This is a genomic window from Olavius algarvensis spirochete endosymbiont, assembly GCA_900608495.1.
Taxonomy (GTDB): Bacteria; Spirochaetota; Spirochaetia; order DSM-2461; family DSM-2461; genus UBA2779.
Genome location: UWYT01000105.1, coordinates 1 through 17,564, shown reverse-complemented (window position 1 = coordinate 17,564; position 17,564 = coordinate 1). Strand labels below are relative to the sequence as shown.

The following is a 17,564-nucleotide window of genomic DNA, read 5'->3' as shown; positions in this document are numbered from 1 at the left end:
ATGCATCAGGTGAGGCCATGACAGTATCTTTGAATTTGATGTGTGTTTTTACTCTATAATTGGTTGTTATGGAAGATAGACCGATTCGTATCCTCCCGCAGATGGTGGCTAGGAAGATAGCGGCTGGAGAAGTTATTGATAAACCTTATGCAGCTGTGCGAGAGCTGCTCGATAACGCGATTGATTCCGGCGCGGATGAGATTGCTTTGTCTTTAGACGGTGGGGGTATAGATAGCATCAGGGTAAGTGATAATGGCTGCGGTATGGTGCAGGAGGACCTGGAACTATGCTGGCTTCCGCATGCCACAAGCAAGATTGCGGATTTAAAGGATTTAGAGCGGGTGAAGACGCATGGATTCCGGGGTGAAGCGCTTTCGAGCTTGGCCGCCTGTGCACGTTTGGAAATAGTAGCGGCACAAGGGGATGTCGCATATCGCTTGGTAGTGCATGGCGGAGAAAGGATGGAATTCGGGCCCTTTCATGGCGCTCAAGGAACTTCTGTTTCGCTTAGCGGTTTGTTTTACAACATGCCGGCTCGCCGCAGATTTCTGGGGACTGAACGCTCTGAGGGCGCGATGTGCCAGAAGGTTTTTTTTGAAAAGACGGCTGCGCATCCAAGCATTGCATTCAGATATTTTGCAGATGGAAAGCCAAGAGGACTATACCTGGCTGGCTCGCAGTTGGAACGTATTGCGGCATGTTGGCCGAGCTTGTCCCAGAAATCATCCTGGCTGGAAACACTGACTGAAAAGAATGGCTTCAAAATTCACGTTGTGCATCTCAGGCCGGAAATTGCTCGGAAGGATAGGAAACACATTAAAATCTTTGTCAACCGGCGTAAGATAGATGAGTTCTCATTGGTGCATGCAGTTTCACACGCTTACACTTCCTGGATGCCAGGAGGGAATTTCCCAATTGCCTTCGTATTCATCGAGGTGGATCCGACACTGGTTGATTTCAACATACATCCTGCGAAAAAAGAGGTGCGATTCCGCAATCTCCAGGATATCAGGCATACATTGATTGAAGCCATCAAGAGACGCCTTACCGAAAAAGCCTATCAAGAGCGAAGCAAAGTGGACATTGAAAGAACCGATATGGCCGCCAACGATCGGGAGACTAGATGGACTGCGATGGGATTGAATTCAGTTCAGGAGCGTTCGAACAAGCCTGTCAGATGGAACACCGGAATGGATGTTCAGTTTGACAAACATGAATCGGAAAATTTCGTTCGTGAAGTAACTCGCAAGAGATTTGAACGCTTCGTGCCCAGCTCGATTCCAAAGGGTACGGATTTCAAATATCTCGGACAAGCGTTGGGAGTTTTCCTGGTGGCCGAAAGTGGCAATTCAATTTTTATTGTCGATCAGCATGCGGCCCATGAAAGGGTGTTATACGAAAAATTTCGCAACGCCAAACCCGAATCTGATCGGCTGCTGATTCCAAGATCGCTTAATCTGGATGAGGCTACGCAGATGAAACTGGAATTGCGTGAACCAAGACTCAAGGCCCTTGGAATTGAAATTGCCAAGAATGCTGAAGGGGATTGGTGTTTGATATCCCTGCCCTCTGTTGCAAAAAATCTGGAAGATGCTGTTGTCCAATTTCTCGAGGAAGGAGTGGCTGAGGCTGAGAACTTCGAGCTTACACTTTGGGCAGATTTGTCTTGCAAGGCGGCCGTGAAGGATAAAAGTGTTCTCGATGATGATGCCGCCAATCGCCTGCTTGAACAGGCATTTGCACTTGAAAGTCCCCGCTGCCCGCATGGCAGACCGCTTTGGTTCGAGATTACTCGTTCCGAATTGTTTGAGCTTGTCGGGCGGACGGTGTAGAACTCTCTATCTCGGATTAAATCTCAGCTCCCATGTTGAGTCGTGCGGGTTCAGTCTATGAGAACCAAACTGAACTTCGATTTCACAGGCATCTTAATAGCTCCATGGTGAGCCCATTGATTTTCTGTCTTTTTTTGTGTACTAATGGGGAGTTGAATATCATGTCAGTTGCCGATCATGTCGATCCTCTTGTCTATTCTCCCAATATAAAGGATCGATTCGGAGAAGTTGACTGTGTACTGGGTGCTGGTGACCTGGACGTAATCTACTATGAGTACATCGTTACCCACCTTAACAAGCCGCTATTCTTCGTATTCGGCAATCACAATCTATCGAGCTTACCCCGCTTCCGACAAAATCGCGATGCCGGCTCGAATAGTTTTCAAGCCATCCCCCAGGGTTTTGGCTCAAAGTGCATAGACGGAAGTGTCCACTTCGAGAAGAAAAGCAATCTCATCGTGGCGGGGCTTGGCGGCTGTCGCCGTTATAACAGTGGTTACCATCAATTCACGGAATTGCAAATGTTTTTACGAATAGCCACCTTATTTCCTCCCATGCTGTTAAATAGGGTGTTCCGCGGCCGTTGGCTAGATATACTGCTAACTCATGCCGCCCCGGCTGGCATACATGATCGAGTGGATGCCTGTCACCGCGGTTTCAAGGTTTTCCTATGGTTTATGAGAAGTTTCAAACCAAGATATCTCATACATGGCCACGTACATCTGTACGATATCAACGGAAAGCGATCGACCCGCTATTCTGATACGATCGTTATCAACGCTTATGATCATATCGTATTCAATTTGGAGAATGAGATGATGGATAACTCCTATGTGGAGTACAAGGCAGACAGTGATTTCTCTAGGGCTAAGCAAAGGGCTTGGATTGAGTCTCTCAAGAATTTTGTAAACCCAGAGGCAGGGCAATTATTATCTTTCCACGATATCAAGAATGTATTGAAGCCGGAAAGTGAAAGATATCTCAGCATGAAAACAGTTTCCATAGACAAAATTGTTGGAAGCGAAGATAGATATATGGACTTCAGCAGACATTTCTTCCCGAAAAAGGAACATCTTCGGCAGCGTTGGAAAAATATCGACAAGGCACACCTCACGGATGTGATTCTGCCTCCCATTAAATTGTTGAAAATCGGCGAGCTGTACTTTGTTCGAGATGGAAACCATCGCGTCTCTGTTGCACTATCCCAGGGAATGAAGAACATTGACGCAGAGGTAATCGAGCTCGGTGCAAAGATTTCAATCAAGTCCACGGCAAGCAGGGAAGAAATCATAGAAGCGGTAATAGAGTACGAGCGTAACTCCGTGCTGGAACAAACCGGACTCGCACGGATGATTCCCGTTGAAACTATCAACTTCACCGCGCTCGGCAGATGGCATGAATTACTAAACCACATTGAAGGTCATAAGTACTTCATCAACATGGATGACAGCAACGAAATTCCCTTTGAAAATGCCGCGCGTTCATGGTTTGACAACCTGTACAGTCCAATAATTCAAATCATACAAAAAGAGGATATATTGGTTCGTTTCCCAAATCGAACAGAGGCCGATCTATATATCTGGATGATTAAGCATTGGCACTGCCTGAAAGAAAAATGTGACCCAAAGTATCCACTAAACCAGGCTGTCTCGGAATTTGCCGCAACTCACGGCAGAAGCTTTTCCGCAAGATTGATGAAACGCATGAAAAAACTTTTCGGCTACGCTAAATAAGCACTAATCAATCCATTGTTCTCAAAGCGAGCTTTCGCTCCCTGTGGTCTGCAGCGGAAATGGACCCAGCCTGAAACCACTAGTTCGCTCGGGAAGCGGTATCCAGAGTTCCCACCAATGAGCACTTTCGTGTACATCAATCGCAGTTTCATTTGCCACTTGCAGCACCTGATTAAGCGCCAAATCCTCATTTCTGAAAATCAGGGTTCCCTCTTCATATGGTTCTTCGAGTAAAAAAAACCCGTTCTCTATTCGTGCTTGCGGCCATTTGATTTCAACCATCCGTAAGCGATTTGGATCTGGCCTGAAAGTGATTTGGTGATCCCTTCCCGTCCTATCTTCCAACGTGAGGGTATAGAGCTCCTCGGGAAGACTAAACCCTTCCAAGGGAATAACGGCGGGCAATCCAATCCATGCACCCTCTTCCTCCATACCGATATCCTTGATCCATTCATTAGCACTAAAACGCCAGATTAAGCCGGTATTTCCAGCCGACACTGTTATCTGCTCCAAATCTTCAGGACCATCCCTGTCCGAGGCGCGGACAAATATTGCCAGTTCCTCATAGCGATAAACACCAGTGTCACGATAGAGAAGCCGCCATTGCAATTCGTCGATTTGTGGCGACGAGCGTTGGCAGGAAAAAGAAGTTAACACCACAACAATTGAAATGACTATGTGCCTTATTGACATACTATCCGTTCTCCCTTATCGGAGAGAGCCGAGAGACGTTTCTCAGACTCCATAATATGCAGAAGTTCAAGTGTTCGGCTTCGGCTTCCGGCAAGAATTTTGCGTGCGTAGGACAGTGAAATCTTATCACCCTTCTCATTACCACTGAGTAACATGGCTGACAAGGCCTCACTCGATTCTGTGGAAAACCATAGTTTCTTTCCGCCTTTTACTAGCCCGGCGCGGGAAAGCTCTTCCAGAATCACTCTTTCAACTGCATGTGCTGGCGCGCTGATGCGAATACCCTCAGTACCAGCCTCTTGCACCTTTTTTAACCAAGTCCTGTGAAGAGGTGATAGGAATAGTTTTTCGGGCGGGAAAAACCATCCATTACGAAGTTGCAGCTCCGCAGTGCCGCACATCTTTTGGGCAATAGCCAGAATAAGGCCGTCTGGGAATCCCTCAACTCGCATCATTTTCTCATTCGCTCCGCCGGGTTTGGAAGCAATTTTCAAAATTCTGTGTTTCAGAATCTTGAGTTTATCCGTCAATACCAACCACATACCCACTAGGGAGGCATTTTCCATAGATATCTCTCCTGCTATAGGAGCTGCATTCACGCAACCGCGCAAATGCAATATGCACCGATAAATTTCGGAGGGACGCGAATGACAGTTAAGGCGGTTTCTGGTGATTCTGCTCAAACGCCTTAGCTCCTGAGTTTTCAGCTTACCGGGCCAAAGTACAGTAAAGCACCGCGGTTTTCCATCTCTTTCGTACACGCTCAGCCGGGCACCTGGAAAAGTAGGATAGGGAGCAGAAAATTTCACAACCACAAAGGGGGGCCGAGCAAAGAAGCTACCGGGGCCAATGATTCCCTCGCGATTGAAATCCACATAAGGGCCGCCCCGTACGGTCAAAGCTCCTTCGGGAATGCCTCGACCATCAGATAAGAGCAGTATCTCTCTGCTCTGCTCGATCGGCCATTCCGGAGAAACGATTATCGCTCCTCCAATAAGCATCAAACGCTTCGCTCCTTTGATTTTCAGGCGAAAAAATTTGCCGCTAGTGCTGATACTCTTGATTTTCACATCAATTTTGCCCGGATATATTTGTGCCTTGTCGCCTCCTTTCAGTCCAGCGGCAATGCGCTCACAGACCACCTCATTCAGTTTGGATTCCGAACGAGCTTCAACATTTAGGATTCTAAATCCTGGAAGAACTAGCATCAAAGCTCCGATTATTGACATAGCAACGATTTCGCTGCTTTCTCCTCGCTTGACAGCGAAGTGTTGAACTGCCTAGGATCATCAAGGGTTCATAAACCCAATGACGTTAAGGGTACTGTTCGTGGTTATTTCTATCCAGTAAAAAAGACCCTCTCGACGACAAACTGAAATAAAAGCTTTGAAGCAGCTGTTAAGTGCGCTAACTGATATGAGGGGTGAACGTGAGAATTGCCATTATTGCGGCGATGAAAAATGAACTGGAAATGCTGGTATCCAAACTTGAGCAACCGAAAATCTCGGAAGTGGCGGGGTTTTGTTTCCACCAGGGGAGTCTGGAAGGTCATCAACTGATTCTGCTGCTTTCTGGAATCGGGAAAGTTAACGCTGCCGTGGCTACCAGCCTACTAATCGACAAGTATAAACCGGAAGTATTGGTAAACATCGGCGTTGCCGGGAGTTTCAGCAAAGAGCTCAAACCTGGTGATATTGTGATATCCACTGAGGTGTGCCATCACGATGTGAATGTCACTTCATTTGGTTATGAAATCGGCCAGGTTCCACAGATGCCCCATTTCTATTTTGCCGATTCCCACTTGCTTTCCAGGGCTCAATCCATCCCATCGCCGAATTCCAACAATGCTGTGAAGTCTGGTTTGACTGTTTCGGGCGACGTATTCGTGCAGGAGCTGCAGATTGCCGATAAGATTAAGTATAACTTCCCGAATGCTTTAGCTATCGAGATGGAAGGGGCCGCCATCGCGCAGGCCTGTTATATTTTCGATACACCTTTTCTCAACATACGTTCTATCTCGGATATCATCGGCGGGGAAATCAATAAGGCAAATTTCAATGATTTCTTTCTTCTTGCCGCGACTAATTCTATTAATTTTGTTCATAGGCTGTTAAAATCCACGAGGGGGGGGTAGCAATGGAGCGCATTGCCAGTTTCACTGTCGATCATGATAATCTGCTCAGAGGAATTTACGTATCAAGGAGAGATAGCCTGGGCGACAAATGGCTAACCACCTTCGATATTCGAATGAAGGAACCGAACCGTGAACCGGTTCTCGATGTGCCCCTTCTGCATACCATCGAACATCTGGGTGCCACCTGGTTGCGCAACAATTCCAATTGGGGCGGGGAAGTGGTTTACTTTGGACCGATGGGATGCCGGACTGGTTGCTACCTGATACTCAAGGGCGATTTAGAGTCCAGGGAAATCGTCCAGCTTATCAAGGAAATGTTCACCTTCATAGCAAATTACTCCTATCCCATCCCCGGCGCCAGCCCGAGTGAATGTGGAAATCATCTCTCCCATGATTTGCCCATGGCCGCCTTGGAAGCCAAAAAATTTCTCATCGAGATTCTCACAAATCCCACCCCGGAGAATCTGGAATATCCCGGTTGATTAGCTATGTAAATGTCGATTTTTCGGCATCCCAGTTATTGAAAAAGCTTCTCGACTGGCCGATGGAAACCCTGGAGTGCTTGATTAGTTCGAGACGCTTCCATTATTCTGATATTTGGATGCTTGAATCAGGAGGTGGAAAATGGCTTACATCATAGATGGTGCTGAGTGCATTAACTGCGGCGCCTGTGAGCCTGAATGTCCCGTGGATGCAATTAGTGAGGTTGGGGATGTACGGGTAATTGACGCCGATTTATGTATAGATTGCAATGCCTGCGCAGAGGTTTGCCCAGTCGACTGCATTTCTGCCAATTAACGAGCCGCCTCAGTTGATTGATGCCGGCGCGTAGCCTAAATGGATGAGCTACCCAACAGGTGATTATGGGAACAATCAAGGCTGGCGCCGTGGCTAAAGGCGCCTATATAATGGAAAGAAATGAACCGTACGTAGTAAGAGAGCACGAATTTGTGAAACCTGGAAAGGGTTTGGCATTTGTGCGCCTCAAATTGAAAAACCTGCGGAATGGCACTGTCCTCAGGGTGACACATAAAAGTCAGGATAACTGTGAAGAGATTGATATCGAAGAGATTGAAGCTCAGTTCCTTTACTCGGATGAGACAAGTTTTCACTTCATGGACAGCATCACCTTTGAACAGTTTGAGGTTCCAATGCCTAGCCACGAAAAAGCACAGTACTACATGTTGGCAGGAGAAATCTTCAAGCTCACTCGATGGAACGGTGAAACTTTGGATATACGTCTCCCCCCCAAAAAAGATTTGTTAGTGACCGCCGCGGAGAGTGCTGTACAGGGCGATACGGTGACAGGGGCCACAAAATTCGTTTTAACAGAGACAAACCTAAAAGTCAGGGTTCCGATTTTTATCAAAAAAGGAGAGAAAATACGAGTCAATGTTGAAACCGGCGAATATCAGGAGCGTGTAAATGATTAGTCATTGTTCCAGCCCGCAGTTGTTCGCCTGAGTTAAGCTTGTTTCTCAGAGTTTTTAGCTCGTCTGAACACAGGCTCAGACTACCGGAAGGTTGTCTCCATCTTCGTTGCTTTCCGCCTTTATATGGATATCTCGCTGAGGGAAGGGTATTTCGATACTGTTGCGAACAAAGGTTCTCCAAATTTCAAGATTTGTCCAGCTTCGAGCTTCAGCCCTATCTCCAACATTGCCAATCCACGTTCGAAGTTTCATGGTAATGCCACTGGATGCGAAGGTGTAAACCCGAACAATAATTTCCTTATCTTTGCGCAACCAGGGATTCCTGGAAGCTACGTCTTTTAGCAGTTCTATAACTTGGTCCAGATTGGAATTGTAGGAAACATCCACATCATTTACGATTACTACACTCAAATCCTTATGACTGAAATTGTGTATAGTCCCACTGGTTAATTGGCTATTGGGGATGATGAGAGTTTCATTCTCGAAGGTGAGTAGTTCGGTGTTCATGAGGCGAATCCTGCTGATATTCCCCTCATAATTTCCAACATGGATTCTATCGCCCTCCTTGATTAAGGCCATTAATATAAGGGTTATGCCAGCGAAAAGATCGGCGATTACGGATTGGAGTCCGAAACCGATTCCAATTCCCAACACACCGAAAAAAACGCCGATTGCAGAGAGGTCTATACCGATTGCGGATAGTCCAAAAATTACAATTATTACAGTTATGCTGTATCGGAGCAGGCGACTGAGAGCGAAAATTCGCTCCGCATCAAGGCCAAAGCGTCTAAGCGTTCTGGTTTCCACACCACTTGAGGTTATTTTCCCTACCCAGGAAGCTAACATGAATATCGGAATAGCCAGTATCAGGGTGATTACTGAAATTTCAGTGTTACCACTAGTGAAGAAGGGCTTATTGAGGAATTGAAATGCAATTCTGACAATGGTCCGACCGCCTAGGAGATTCAATGCCGACAAGACTATCCCAAGGCCGGCTAGAACTCGAGTGACTTGCAGCACGTTGTGTCTAACTCTTTTTTGACGTTCCTGATTTTTGATGACACGTCTCGTGATTCGTCTTGCTAGGACTCTAAGAATAACGATCGCTATGAGTACCGATAACACTGGAATGATGAATTTTAGGAGAAAATCCTTGAGGCTAAAGGGCAATAGACCAAGCTCTGATTCCAGCCAATTCACGATTTCAACTCTCCTAACGTTTCCAGCCAGAGCACCTGGTATGATTCTAATTCAATGCCTTTATCTACCACGCCTACTTGCTTGCCGCTAACAAGATTTCGCAGCGTGTTTGCTGAATCAAATGGCGCGGGCAGTGTAATTTTTTGTCGCTTATCACTGACTGATTGAAGGCAGAGCACCTGGCCTGTTAAGGAAGTCCCGCGGATGATAGCAAAGAGTAAGGGCCCCAAGTTCAAAACGGTTTGAGGGGCGCTGGGATGGAAGGCTTTATGCCGGCCCCTGGCTCTAAGCAGTTTGCAATACCCGGTGAAAATCAGGTGTCTTATGTCATTGGGATTATCCAATTCGGCTTCTAACTGGCTCAAGGAGAGTTTCTCCCTGTTGATGCTTCTCTTAGCTCCGGTAAGAGCAACCCCTTCCTTCCAATTCCCCGATCCAAGAATGCTGTGAATATAGATGCCGGGAACTCCTGCCATCGCCAGCATAATCGCCTGGGATGAGAGAAATTTGGCTGCCCTGACATCGTCTGCAAAAGTTCCTTCCGCAATTGCATCACGATAACTGATATTCAGTTCATAGGGAATTTCGCCATTGGCGGTGGTTTTATAACCTATCAAACCGCCTCGTTCCCTGGCGGTGTCTACCATGATTTGAATTTCCTCTTCACTTAGATATCCCTTTGCAGGCAGCACTCCAATGCCATCATGTGAAGCAAGGAAATTGAAAAAAGTATGATTCGGGTTCGGCTCAGGAAGGGTGGCTACCCAGTTGCTCAATATGGACGCATCGCCACGAATATAGGCATCGGCAATAAGCGGCGGCAAAGTAAATTGATATACCATATGGGATTCATCACAACCCTCGCCAAAATATGTAATGTTTTCCTTATATGGCACATTGGTTTCCGTTATCAACATCACCCCCGGAACTAGCTCGTTAAGCACCAACCGGAATAGCTTCACTATTTCGTGAGTTTTCCTGTGATGTATGCAGCTTGTCCCAATTTCCTTCCACAGAAAACCGATTGCATCCAATCGAATAATACGGACACCCCGGGCGATGTAGTCTAGTAAAATATCCATAAATTCCAGGAGAACCGCAGGATTGGCAAAATTGAGGTCAACCTGATCTTTGCTGAACGTTGTCCACACAAGCTTCTTCTCGCCAGCCACACTAAATTCATGAACCAGGGGCAGAGCTCTTGGACGAAATACCTCCGCGAGATTGGCATCTGGGTTTACAGTAATAAAAAAATTCTTGTAGTTTGTGTTACCCTCCAGAAATTTCTTGAACCAAATCCCCTTCGCGCTACAATGATTGAGAACCAAGTCTGCCATAAGCCGAAATTTTTCGCCAATGGCAGAGATATGCCCCCAATCACCCCAGTCTGGATTAACCTTCCGATAATCTATCACTGAGAAACCATCATCGGATGAATAAGGCGAGAACGGCAGAATATGAATGCCGGAGATAAAACCGGATAAGCGCTCAATCATGAAATTCCGCAATGTCTCCAACGGCACCTCACCTGCAGTCTGAATACTGTCCCCATACGCAATTACTATTATATCCCGTTCATCGGCGGGCAGACGGCCATCTCCAAGCACGGGAATATCAGGAAGTTTATCGCGCCACTTTCCCATCAAGGCCTTGAGTTTTCCAGTGGTGAGGGTGCCCAAAGCGCTTCCGTAAATTGATTTCAATCTGTCTTGAATACTGTATCCCACTGCCAGCCTCCTGCTAATCGAAATTTAGCTTACCTGAACCAGAAGTGCCATGCCATCAGCACAAGTAAAACGAAGCCAACTGTCAGTTTATAGCAGCTCGCAATGACTCTTCCAATCAGTGCTCCAAAACCCGCGTGTCGACTCTCATCAACACTTTTCTCGGAGTAAAGCAATTCGAACAAAAAGGTTAGGAAAAAGCAACCAACAAAAACTCCCACCAACGAACCTATCAGGGGGAATGCCATTGTGCCCAAAATTCCTCCCGCAAAACCTCCAATAACGGCTCCTATCATTCCAGCGCGCGAGGATCCGTATTTCCTTGCACCAATCAGGCCAACAATCAGATCTACCATTTCCCCTGATACTGCGATAAACAAGAAGACAGCAAACCAAAACCAGTTAAAACTCCGACCATCACCTGCCAGAGTGGCTATTAACGCTATAATCACGGGTACAAAATTTCCAGGTATCCCAAATACTACAAGAAGCACCGATATAGCCGAAACGACAAAAAAGAGTACTTCCACTGCCAAATTGTTCATCGTATCCATCATTATACCAGATGTGGGAAACAAGGTTTTTTTGATTTTCAATACTTCCTTGACTCAAATGTGATATCGTTTATCTTAGCATGCGAAGTATAGCGTTCTAGAGGAATACAAACATGGCATCAAAGCGAGTTGGTTTCATCTCATTTAGATTTGCAGGTACTGACGGAGTGTCACTTGAAACAGGTAAATGGGCCACCGTTCTGGATCAAGTAGGCTGTGAATGCTACTTCATGGCCGGAGAGCTGGAAACACTGACTGATCACTCCTTCATAGAAGAAAAGCTTCATTTCCAGCATCCCGAAATCAAGGCAATATGCGACGAGTGCTTTGGCAATACCATACGACCCCGTCTACTGACATCAAAAATTCATGACATGAGACTCTTCCTGAAATCAAAAATCTATGAATTCATCAAAACTTTCAATATCAACCTGATAGTCGTCGAAAACGCGCTAACCATACCCCTGAATATCCCGCTTGCACTCGCTCTTACCGAAGTCATCTCCGAAACGGGAATGGCGGTTATTGCACATCACCACGATTTCTTTTGGGAACGTAAAAGATTTCTCAGAAACTGTGTTTGGGATTATTTCAATATGGCTTTCCCACCCCATCTTTCGAGTATAGAACATGTTGTTATAAACACCTCGGGACAGAATCAACTGGCTCTGCGAACCGGTATTTCATCAACTCTTATTCCAAACGTAATGAATTTTGAGTTAGGACCGCCCTCTCCGGATGATTTCAGCAACAATGTTCGTGCCGATCTGGGTATTAGTGACGATGAGCTTTTTGTACTCCAACCAACCCGCGTTGTGCAAAGAAAAGGGATCGAACATGCAGTGGAATTGGTGGGTCGCATGAAGAAAAAAGCAGTGCTGGTAATCTCCCATGCATCTGGTGATGAAGGATACGAATATCAAATGCGTGTTCGGGAATACGCTGATTTAATGAAAATTCGCGCCATTTTCGTAAACGACATCATCAAGGAAACCCGTGGCGAAACAGAAGACAAGCGCCGAATATATGTTTTGGAAGATATCTATCCACATGCCGACCTGATCACCTATCCCTCTTTGATAGAAGGTTTCGGCAACGCATTTCTTGAGGCAATTTGGTTTCGAAAACCGATTTTGGTTAACAACTATTCCATATATGCAACCGATATCAGACCCAAAGGCTTCAGAGTAATCGAAATGGATAATTTCATTTCCAGTGAAACCATAAAATTTACGGAAAAGGTGCTCAACGACAGTGAGCTTGCACAAGAAATGGCAGATGTTAATTACGACTTGGGTTTGCGGTATTACTCATATAGCTTACTCAGAAATCAGCTTAAGGCAGTATTGACCCGCCACTTGGGAGATCTTAAGCTTGAATCCGACATATGAAATTAGCTATCTTTCATTATCATCTCAATCCCGGCGGTGTAACGGATGTTATAGTGTATTCCGTTCGAATGCTTCTTTCTCACCTGGGCTACATACAAGAAATTCGGTTGGTTACAGGATGCCGTGACGGCACCGGAAGTGTTCTTAATCGGATAATAGACGGGTTCGAAGGCGACCGGCGAGACAAAATACGCCTGGATGTGCTGGATGAAATCGGATACGCGGAAAATGAACTGAGTACTAATCCGGATAGACTGGCTGAAAGACTGGAGGCGCGTTATGACGAGGATACTATTTTCTGGGTACATAACTACCATATAGGGAAAAACCTTGCATTAACTATGGCATTGATGAAAGTAGCGGCCCGGGGAAAGCGCAATGTACTATTGCAAATACACGACTTCCCAGAATGTGGACGTTCAAAAAACCTGGAAAGAATCGACACCCTGCTCAATGAGCCTCCCTACCCCAGCGGCGCCAGAATTCGCTACGCTGTTATCAACGAAAGAGATTTGAATATCCTGTCAGGCGCCGGTCTGGAGAAATCGGTTTATCTATTACCGAACCCCGTTATGATTCCTAGATTGGAGGATATAAATTCAGCCGAAACGAGGGTCGCCCTGGAAGAACTATCATCTAGGAATAATCCAGGATACATTTCAGGCGCTCCGATTCTACTATATCCAGTTCGAGCAATCAGACGTAAAAACATACTTGAGGCAGCCCTTTTTGCTCGCATTCTATACCGTCCAGCCAATCTTATCGTAACTCTCGCCGGCGTCTCAACCGACGAAAAACCTTACTCTGATCTTATCGAAAAAGCTTATAAAGAGGGCATCATTCCCGGAGCATGGTGTCCCGAAACTTCCGGCGACTCAAGACTAGGCTATTCATGTTTGATAGCATCTTGCGACGCGGTAATTTCCACCTCCGTACAGGAGGGATTCGGTTACTTGTTCATCAACTCGCTGCTCTGGCGGAAACCATTATTTGCAAGGTATATTGATATCCTGGATGGGGTGCTCGGATTATTTGGCGACTACCCAAGACGTTTTTGGACCGATTTCCGCATTCCGGCGACACCGGAACTTGCTGAACGAACGAAAACGGCATACCTGGACAAAATTCAGCAAATGAAATCCTCCATACCCGAGAAAGCTTTGAAATCAATTATCACGGCTGTCTCTAAACTCGCAACGAGTGGCGGCATTGATGTTTCCTATCTTTCAGTGGAAGATCAACTTGCGGCACTGAAACTAGCCAACAAAGACCACGAGTGGCTGAAAAGAACAAGAAGCTTAAACCAGGAATTATTGGAATCGGCTGAGCGAACCCTGAAGGCAAAACCTCCGGAAATGAAAAAAATCGTGGCATCCCATTTGGGAGGCAATCGATATGTAAGGTCTTTCATCGAAATAATTCGAAGCTTTGGCGATAAACGGAAGTCGCTCCCTCCGGAAAAAATCGGAAAAAACGTAAGGAGAGCTTTTAGTAGAATCGATTACATACGTTTGCTATATGATGTTTGAGTTTTACGGTTACCAGGCTTAATTTGTCAGAATTTCGGGACTGAAACCTGTCATTTGCCCCAAAGAATGAGCTTCCTACCCTCGACATCAACAACACGGGCTATGACACCATAAAGTTCGCTCAGGTTTTTGGAAGTGAGTAACTTATCCGGACTGCCCATCACCGGAGTCTCATGACTACGCAGCAGTACGACTTGATCAGCTAACCTAAGCACTATAGCTGGATCATGAGAACTCATTACTATGGTTATCCCCGAAGATTTCAAATCGATTAAAATCTCGATAATTCGTTCACAGTTCGCCGGATCCAGATGATTAACCGGTTCATCGAGAAGCATAATTCGTGGGTTTTGTACCAACGCTCTCGCTATCAGAACCATTCTTTTCTCTCCACCACTAAGACTGGGTAACAGGCGCCGGATTAAGTGGCTAATACCAACCCTATCCAGCGAGTTTCTTGCATAGTTCTTGTCATCTCTGCCTGGAGAGGCCAGAGGTGGTAAAAACGGCGCACGGCCCAACAACACATATTCAAGTACACTGTAGGAGAATGAGATTCTCTCTTCTTGAGGTACCAAAGCCATCATCTGCCCGCGTTCGCGAGACGGTATCGAGGCAATCGAACGTCCACCAATACCAACATAGCCACTATCAGCCCGCCTCCATCCCAGTATTAGCTCCATTAAGCTTGTTTTCCCCGAACCGTTGGGCCCGATAAGACAGATAGTATACCCTTTACGAAAACGCAAATTTAAATTCTTAAAGAATGGAGATTCCGCATTCGGCCAGGTAAAAAATAGCTCATTGATAGTGATAGCCGCATCCGGTTCGATCATCGACTGTAAGTATTTCCACGCCTGGACATAAGTATTGCGAACATTAATGCCCCACAGAAAGCTGTCAACAAACCCAATGGCAATTCACCACCGCGCAAGTACCTGGCGACGTCATCGCATAGAAGCACGAAGATTGCTCCAAGTATCATCGATAATGGCAGGGATCGCGATGTATCCGCGCCCTCAATCTTTCGTGCCACATGGGGTATGAGCAAACCCACCCACGAAATAACTCCGGCAGCCGCCGTTACCGTTGCAACAGAGATAACCGAAAAGACTATTAGCGTAATTCTTTCCCTGTTTGGACTGCTCCCCAAAGCGAAAGCGGAACGATCATCCAGCGAGAAAAGGTTTACACGCCATCTAACCAGCAAGATGATCAGAAGCGTCAATGCAACCGGTGGTAGGGTTCTGATAACCAGAATCCAGTTTGAACCAGAGAGACCTCCCATCAACCAAAAAGTAATTTCAGGCAGTTGGCTACGAGGGTCGGCCAAGTATTTCAATACGCCTAACCCCGATGAGAAAAGCGCGGAAATCATCACCCCCGAAAGAACAAGACGAAGCATGCTTCCTCCATATCTTATTTTTCGCGCTAGCAACCAGCTAAGCATCAAACCCATCAAACCAAAAAACGAAGCCAAGACGGAGATATGCCAGTAACTGCCTGTCGACAATAAAATCCCCAGCGCAGCACCAAAAGCGGCGCCTTGACTCACCCCAAGCAAGCCGGGTTCGACAAGAGGATTGCCAAGAACAGTTTGCAAAACCATTCCGGCACTTGCCAAGGAGGCTCCCAGCATTATGGCCATCAGAGCTCGGGGCAAGCGAACTTTCATCACCAAGGCTTGGGCCAGAGCATTGACTCTAAGTGTGTTTAGGCTAGTCAATCCAGGCTGGGGATATCGCCCCCAAAGCAAAGAAAGCAGAAAAACAATGATTAGAAGAAACGCCAAAGCGATAAATCTAAGTATTCTCCTCTGTTCCCCACTGAGCAAATCAGTTCAAACCTGTTAAACGCGGCAGAATAAGACTATCGAATCCCGCCTCGTCTATGTCGTACATTTCCTCATAAAACGCTCTGGTTTCATCTATCATATCAACGTCCTTGAAGTACTCCGGTTGAAGAATAGTGACCAACCATTTCAAGCCAAGCAGCCACCTGATATCCGGTTGATCCCAACTGTGGTAATCAGCTGGAAATGCATGTATCCGGTTATTAGCCACGACTCTAAGCTGTTGCCATATATTGTCATTCTTGATTGTCTCAACCACTTCGACAGCGTTCACATGATAGGACACCACGAAAATCACATCCGGGTCCCACAACGCAATCTGCTCGATACTCGTCAGTGTCCAGTGCTTACCCAAATCAGCCTCTTTCCACACAGGAATACCACCAGCCATTTCAACCATACGAGTTTGAATCCAGGATGGAGGTGGAACATTTAGCGCCATCACACCATCCTTAACCGACCAATACAGCAACAGAACTCTTGGTTTGTTCTCTTCTGTCAGCTCAGCCAGAGTTTCTTCCACAGACGTAACTCTGCTCTTAATGGAAGCTTTCAGTTTATCGGCGCGTTTTTTATTTCCGAACAATTCCCCAAGTTTGTCCAAATCGTCCATCCAGGCCTCGGGAGTCTCTAAATTGAGATAAAGAGTTTCCACGTCCATCCGCTCTAAAGGTTCACCCATCCGGTTTTTCATGAAATCTTTCATTACTACCATATCAGGTTCCAAGGCTAAAATAGCTTCAGTGCTTGCTTCTCTAGGCATTACTGTCTTATTGTCGAAGTTTGAATCTATATCATTCACGAAAAAACCATTGCCCTGATTTCCGTCAGCAGTACCAACCAATTTCAAAGAAGCCTCCGGAAACAAATACAACGCGTTCGTAATGATAAATGCCGAAGACCCAACTTGAACTATTCGCTCTGGCAATATTCCAAGCGTCTCTTCAGCGTCGCTTGAAATTCCGCCCGTGTGATCGCCCACTCCACCTGCCTGGAGAAATGCCAGAGTTAAGGTCTCCAAGACAACCGAAAAGAGAACTCGCCGAAATATCATGTGTGCCTCCGTATCATCCAATTCACATGGGAAGTATAATTAACTGAAAATAATCAGCCAAGTGCGATGGGGTCTTCCTTATATCTGCCAAATCCCAACGCGCATTCTCAATATATCTTAATCGGCACATCACTCGCAGGAAACACTCAGTCTCATCTAAAACGCGCCTTGCATCGCCCTATGCCCGCAACACGCCATGAACATAATCCAGCAAAGACTCGCAGGTTCTATAAACAATGCGCCATACAAGTTCAAATCCATCCATTCTCCCATACCAAGGATCCGGAACCTCACCTCGTCCCTCAGGATCGAAGTTCCTAAACATCATAACTTTCTCCCTATTCTCATCTGTTCGACACAGGGCCAAGGTATCGGCGAAATTTTGTTCGTCCATGGTAAGAAGAAGATTGTAATTCTCCACATCCAGCCTGGACA

18 protein-coding genes are annotated in these 17,564 nt (G+C 46.2%); 9 read left to right on the top strand and 9 right to left on the bottom strand.

Features of this window, described 5'->3' with window-relative positions; genetic code table 11:
* Positions 1-68: 68 nt before the first annotated feature.
* Together mutL and S1OALGB6SA_RS10755 are read left to right on the top strand one after the other, a co-directional pair.
* Complete coding sequence (gene mutL / locus S1OALGB6SA_RS02510; protein ID WP_037561997.1) at positions 69-1,832, top strand: DNA mismatch repair endonuclease MutL; 1,764 nt, start codon at positions 69-71, stop codon at positions 1,830-1,832.
* A gap of 161 nt (positions 1,833-1,993) precedes the next feature.
* On the top strand, positions 1,994-3,565 hold the full coding sequence (locus S1OALGB6SA_RS10755) for a metallophosphoesterase (RefSeq protein ID WP_052079999.1): 1,572 nt from the start codon (positions 1,994-1,996) through the stop codon (positions 3,563-3,565).
* A gap of 21 nt (positions 3,566-3,586) precedes the next feature.
* Here S1OALGB6SA_RS10755 and S1OALGB6SA_RS02500 read toward each other — a convergent pair whose 3' ends face one another.
* Both S1OALGB6SA_RS02500 and S1OALGB6SA_RS02495 read right to left on the bottom strand, forming a co-directional pair.
* Positions 3,587-4,258, bottom strand: coding sequence for a hypothetical protein (locus S1OALGB6SA_RS02500; protein WP_037561999.1), 672 nt, complete (start codon positions 4,256-4,258; stop codon positions 3,587-3,589).
* A complete protein-coding gene (locus tag S1OALGB6SA_RS02495) occupies positions 4,249-5,466 on the bottom strand; it encodes a hypothetical protein (RefSeq protein WP_124032441.1) in 1,218 nt (405 codons plus the stop codon). Before S1OALGB6SA_RS02495 ends, S1OALGB6SA_RS02500 begins: the two co-directional genes overlap by 10 nt.
* A 221-nt stretch (positions 5,467-5,687) precedes the next feature.
* Between S1OALGB6SA_RS02495 and S1OALGB6SA_RS02490 the strand changes: the two genes are divergently transcribed.
* From S1OALGB6SA_RS02490 to efp, 5 genes are all read left to right on the top strand, one after another.
* Positions 5,688-6,392, top strand: a complete 705-nt coding sequence (locus S1OALGB6SA_RS02490) for a 5'-methylthioadenosine/adenosylhomocysteine nucleosidase (protein ID WP_124032440.1) — start codon at positions 5,688-5,690, stop codon at positions 6,390-6,392.
* A 2-nt stretch (positions 6,393-6,394) separates the two neighbouring features.
* Entirely contained in the window at positions 6,395-6,874 is a 480-nt protein-coding gene (locus tag S1OALGB6SA_RS02485) for an S-ribosylhomocysteine lyase (protein ID WP_037562004.1), read from the top strand.
* Positions 6,871-7,032: a hypothetical protein gene (locus tag S1OALGB6SA_RS10045; RefSeq protein WP_195910253.1), complete on the top strand. Its 162-nt coding sequence runs from the start codon at positions 6,871-6,873 to the stop codon at positions 7,030-7,032. Before S1OALGB6SA_RS02485 ends, S1OALGB6SA_RS10045 begins: the two co-directional genes overlap by 4 nt.
* The gene (gene fdxA, locus S1OALGB6SA_RS02480) at positions 7,017-7,190 is read left to right on the top strand and encodes a 4Fe-4S ferredoxin (RefSeq protein WP_077067555.1); all 174 of its coding nucleotides are present in this window, start codon (positions 7,017-7,019) and stop codon (positions 7,188-7,190) included. The genes S1OALGB6SA_RS10045 and fdxA overlap by 16 nt, the downstream gene beginning before the upstream one ends.
* 65 nt (positions 7,191-7,255) lie before the next feature.
* On the top strand, positions 7,256-7,825 hold the full coding sequence (gene efp, locus S1OALGB6SA_RS02475; RefSeq protein ID WP_037562006.1) for an elongation factor P: 570 nt from the start codon (positions 7,256-7,258) through the stop codon (positions 7,823-7,825).
* A gap of 75 nt (positions 7,826-7,900) precedes the next feature.
* Here efp and S1OALGB6SA_RS02470 read toward each other — a convergent pair whose 3' ends face one another.
* Genes S1OALGB6SA_RS02470 through S1OALGB6SA_RS02460 form a run of 3 tightly spaced genes read right to left on the bottom strand, consistent with a single transcriptional unit; the run spans position 7,901 to position 11,345 of the window.
* On the bottom strand, positions 7,901-9,025 hold the full coding sequence (locus tag S1OALGB6SA_RS02470) for a mechanosensitive ion channel family protein (protein ID WP_037562008.1): 1,125 nt from the start codon (positions 9,023-9,025) through the stop codon (positions 7,901-7,903).
* Entirely contained in the window at positions 9,022-10,752 is a 1,731-nt protein-coding gene (locus S1OALGB6SA_RS02465; RefSeq protein WP_052080000.1) for a sugar phosphorylase, read from the bottom strand. The genes S1OALGB6SA_RS02470 and S1OALGB6SA_RS02465 overlap by 4 nt, the downstream gene beginning before the upstream one ends.
* A 29-nt stretch (positions 10,753-10,781) precedes the next feature.
* Positions 10,782-11,345 (bottom strand): DUF456 domain-containing protein, encoded by a 564-nt coding sequence (locus S1OALGB6SA_RS02460; RefSeq protein WP_124032439.1) that lies wholly within the window; start codon positions 11,343-11,345, stop codon positions 10,782-10,784.
* Positions 11,346-11,416: 71 nt separating this feature from the next.
* Between S1OALGB6SA_RS02460 and S1OALGB6SA_RS02455 the strand changes: the two genes are divergently transcribed.
* Complete coding sequence (locus tag S1OALGB6SA_RS02455) at positions 11,417-12,694, top strand: glycosyltransferase family 4 protein (RefSeq protein ID WP_124032438.1); 1,278 nt, start codon at positions 11,417-11,419, stop codon at positions 12,692-12,694.
* On the top strand, positions 12,691-14,223 hold the full coding sequence (locus S1OALGB6SA_RS02450; protein ID WP_124032437.1) for a glycosyltransferase family protein: 1,533 nt from the start codon (positions 12,691-12,693) through the stop codon (positions 14,221-14,223). The genes S1OALGB6SA_RS02455 and S1OALGB6SA_RS02450 overlap by 4 nt, the downstream gene beginning before the upstream one ends.
* A 50-nt stretch (positions 14,224-14,273) precedes the next feature.
* Here S1OALGB6SA_RS02450 and S1OALGB6SA_RS02445 read toward each other — a convergent pair whose 3' ends face one another.
* The 4 genes from S1OALGB6SA_RS02445 to S1OALGB6SA_RS02430 form a co-directional block, all read right to left on the bottom strand.
* Complete coding sequence (locus tag S1OALGB6SA_RS02445) at positions 14,274-15,059, bottom strand: ABC transporter ATP-binding protein (protein WP_124032436.1); 786 nt, start codon at positions 15,057-15,059, stop codon at positions 14,274-14,276.
* The gene (locus S1OALGB6SA_RS02440) at positions 15,056-16,057 is read right to left on the bottom strand and encodes a FecCD family ABC transporter permease (protein WP_230204372.1); all 1,002 of its coding nucleotides are present in this window, start codon (positions 16,055-16,057) and stop codon (positions 15,056-15,058) included. Before S1OALGB6SA_RS02440 ends, S1OALGB6SA_RS02445 begins: the two co-directional genes overlap by 4 nt.
* 1 nt (position 16,058) lies before the next feature.
* A complete protein-coding gene (locus S1OALGB6SA_RS02435; RefSeq protein ID WP_124032435.1) occupies positions 16,059-17,129 on the bottom strand; it encodes an ABC transporter substrate-binding protein in 1,071 nt (356 codons plus the stop codon).
* Positions 17,130-17,307: 178 nt separating this feature from the next.
* On the bottom strand, positions 17,308-17,564 hold a 257-nt coding region (locus tag S1OALGB6SA_RS02430; RefSeq protein WP_230204371.1), incomplete at its 5' end, for an arsenate reductase/protein-tyrosine-phosphatase family protein.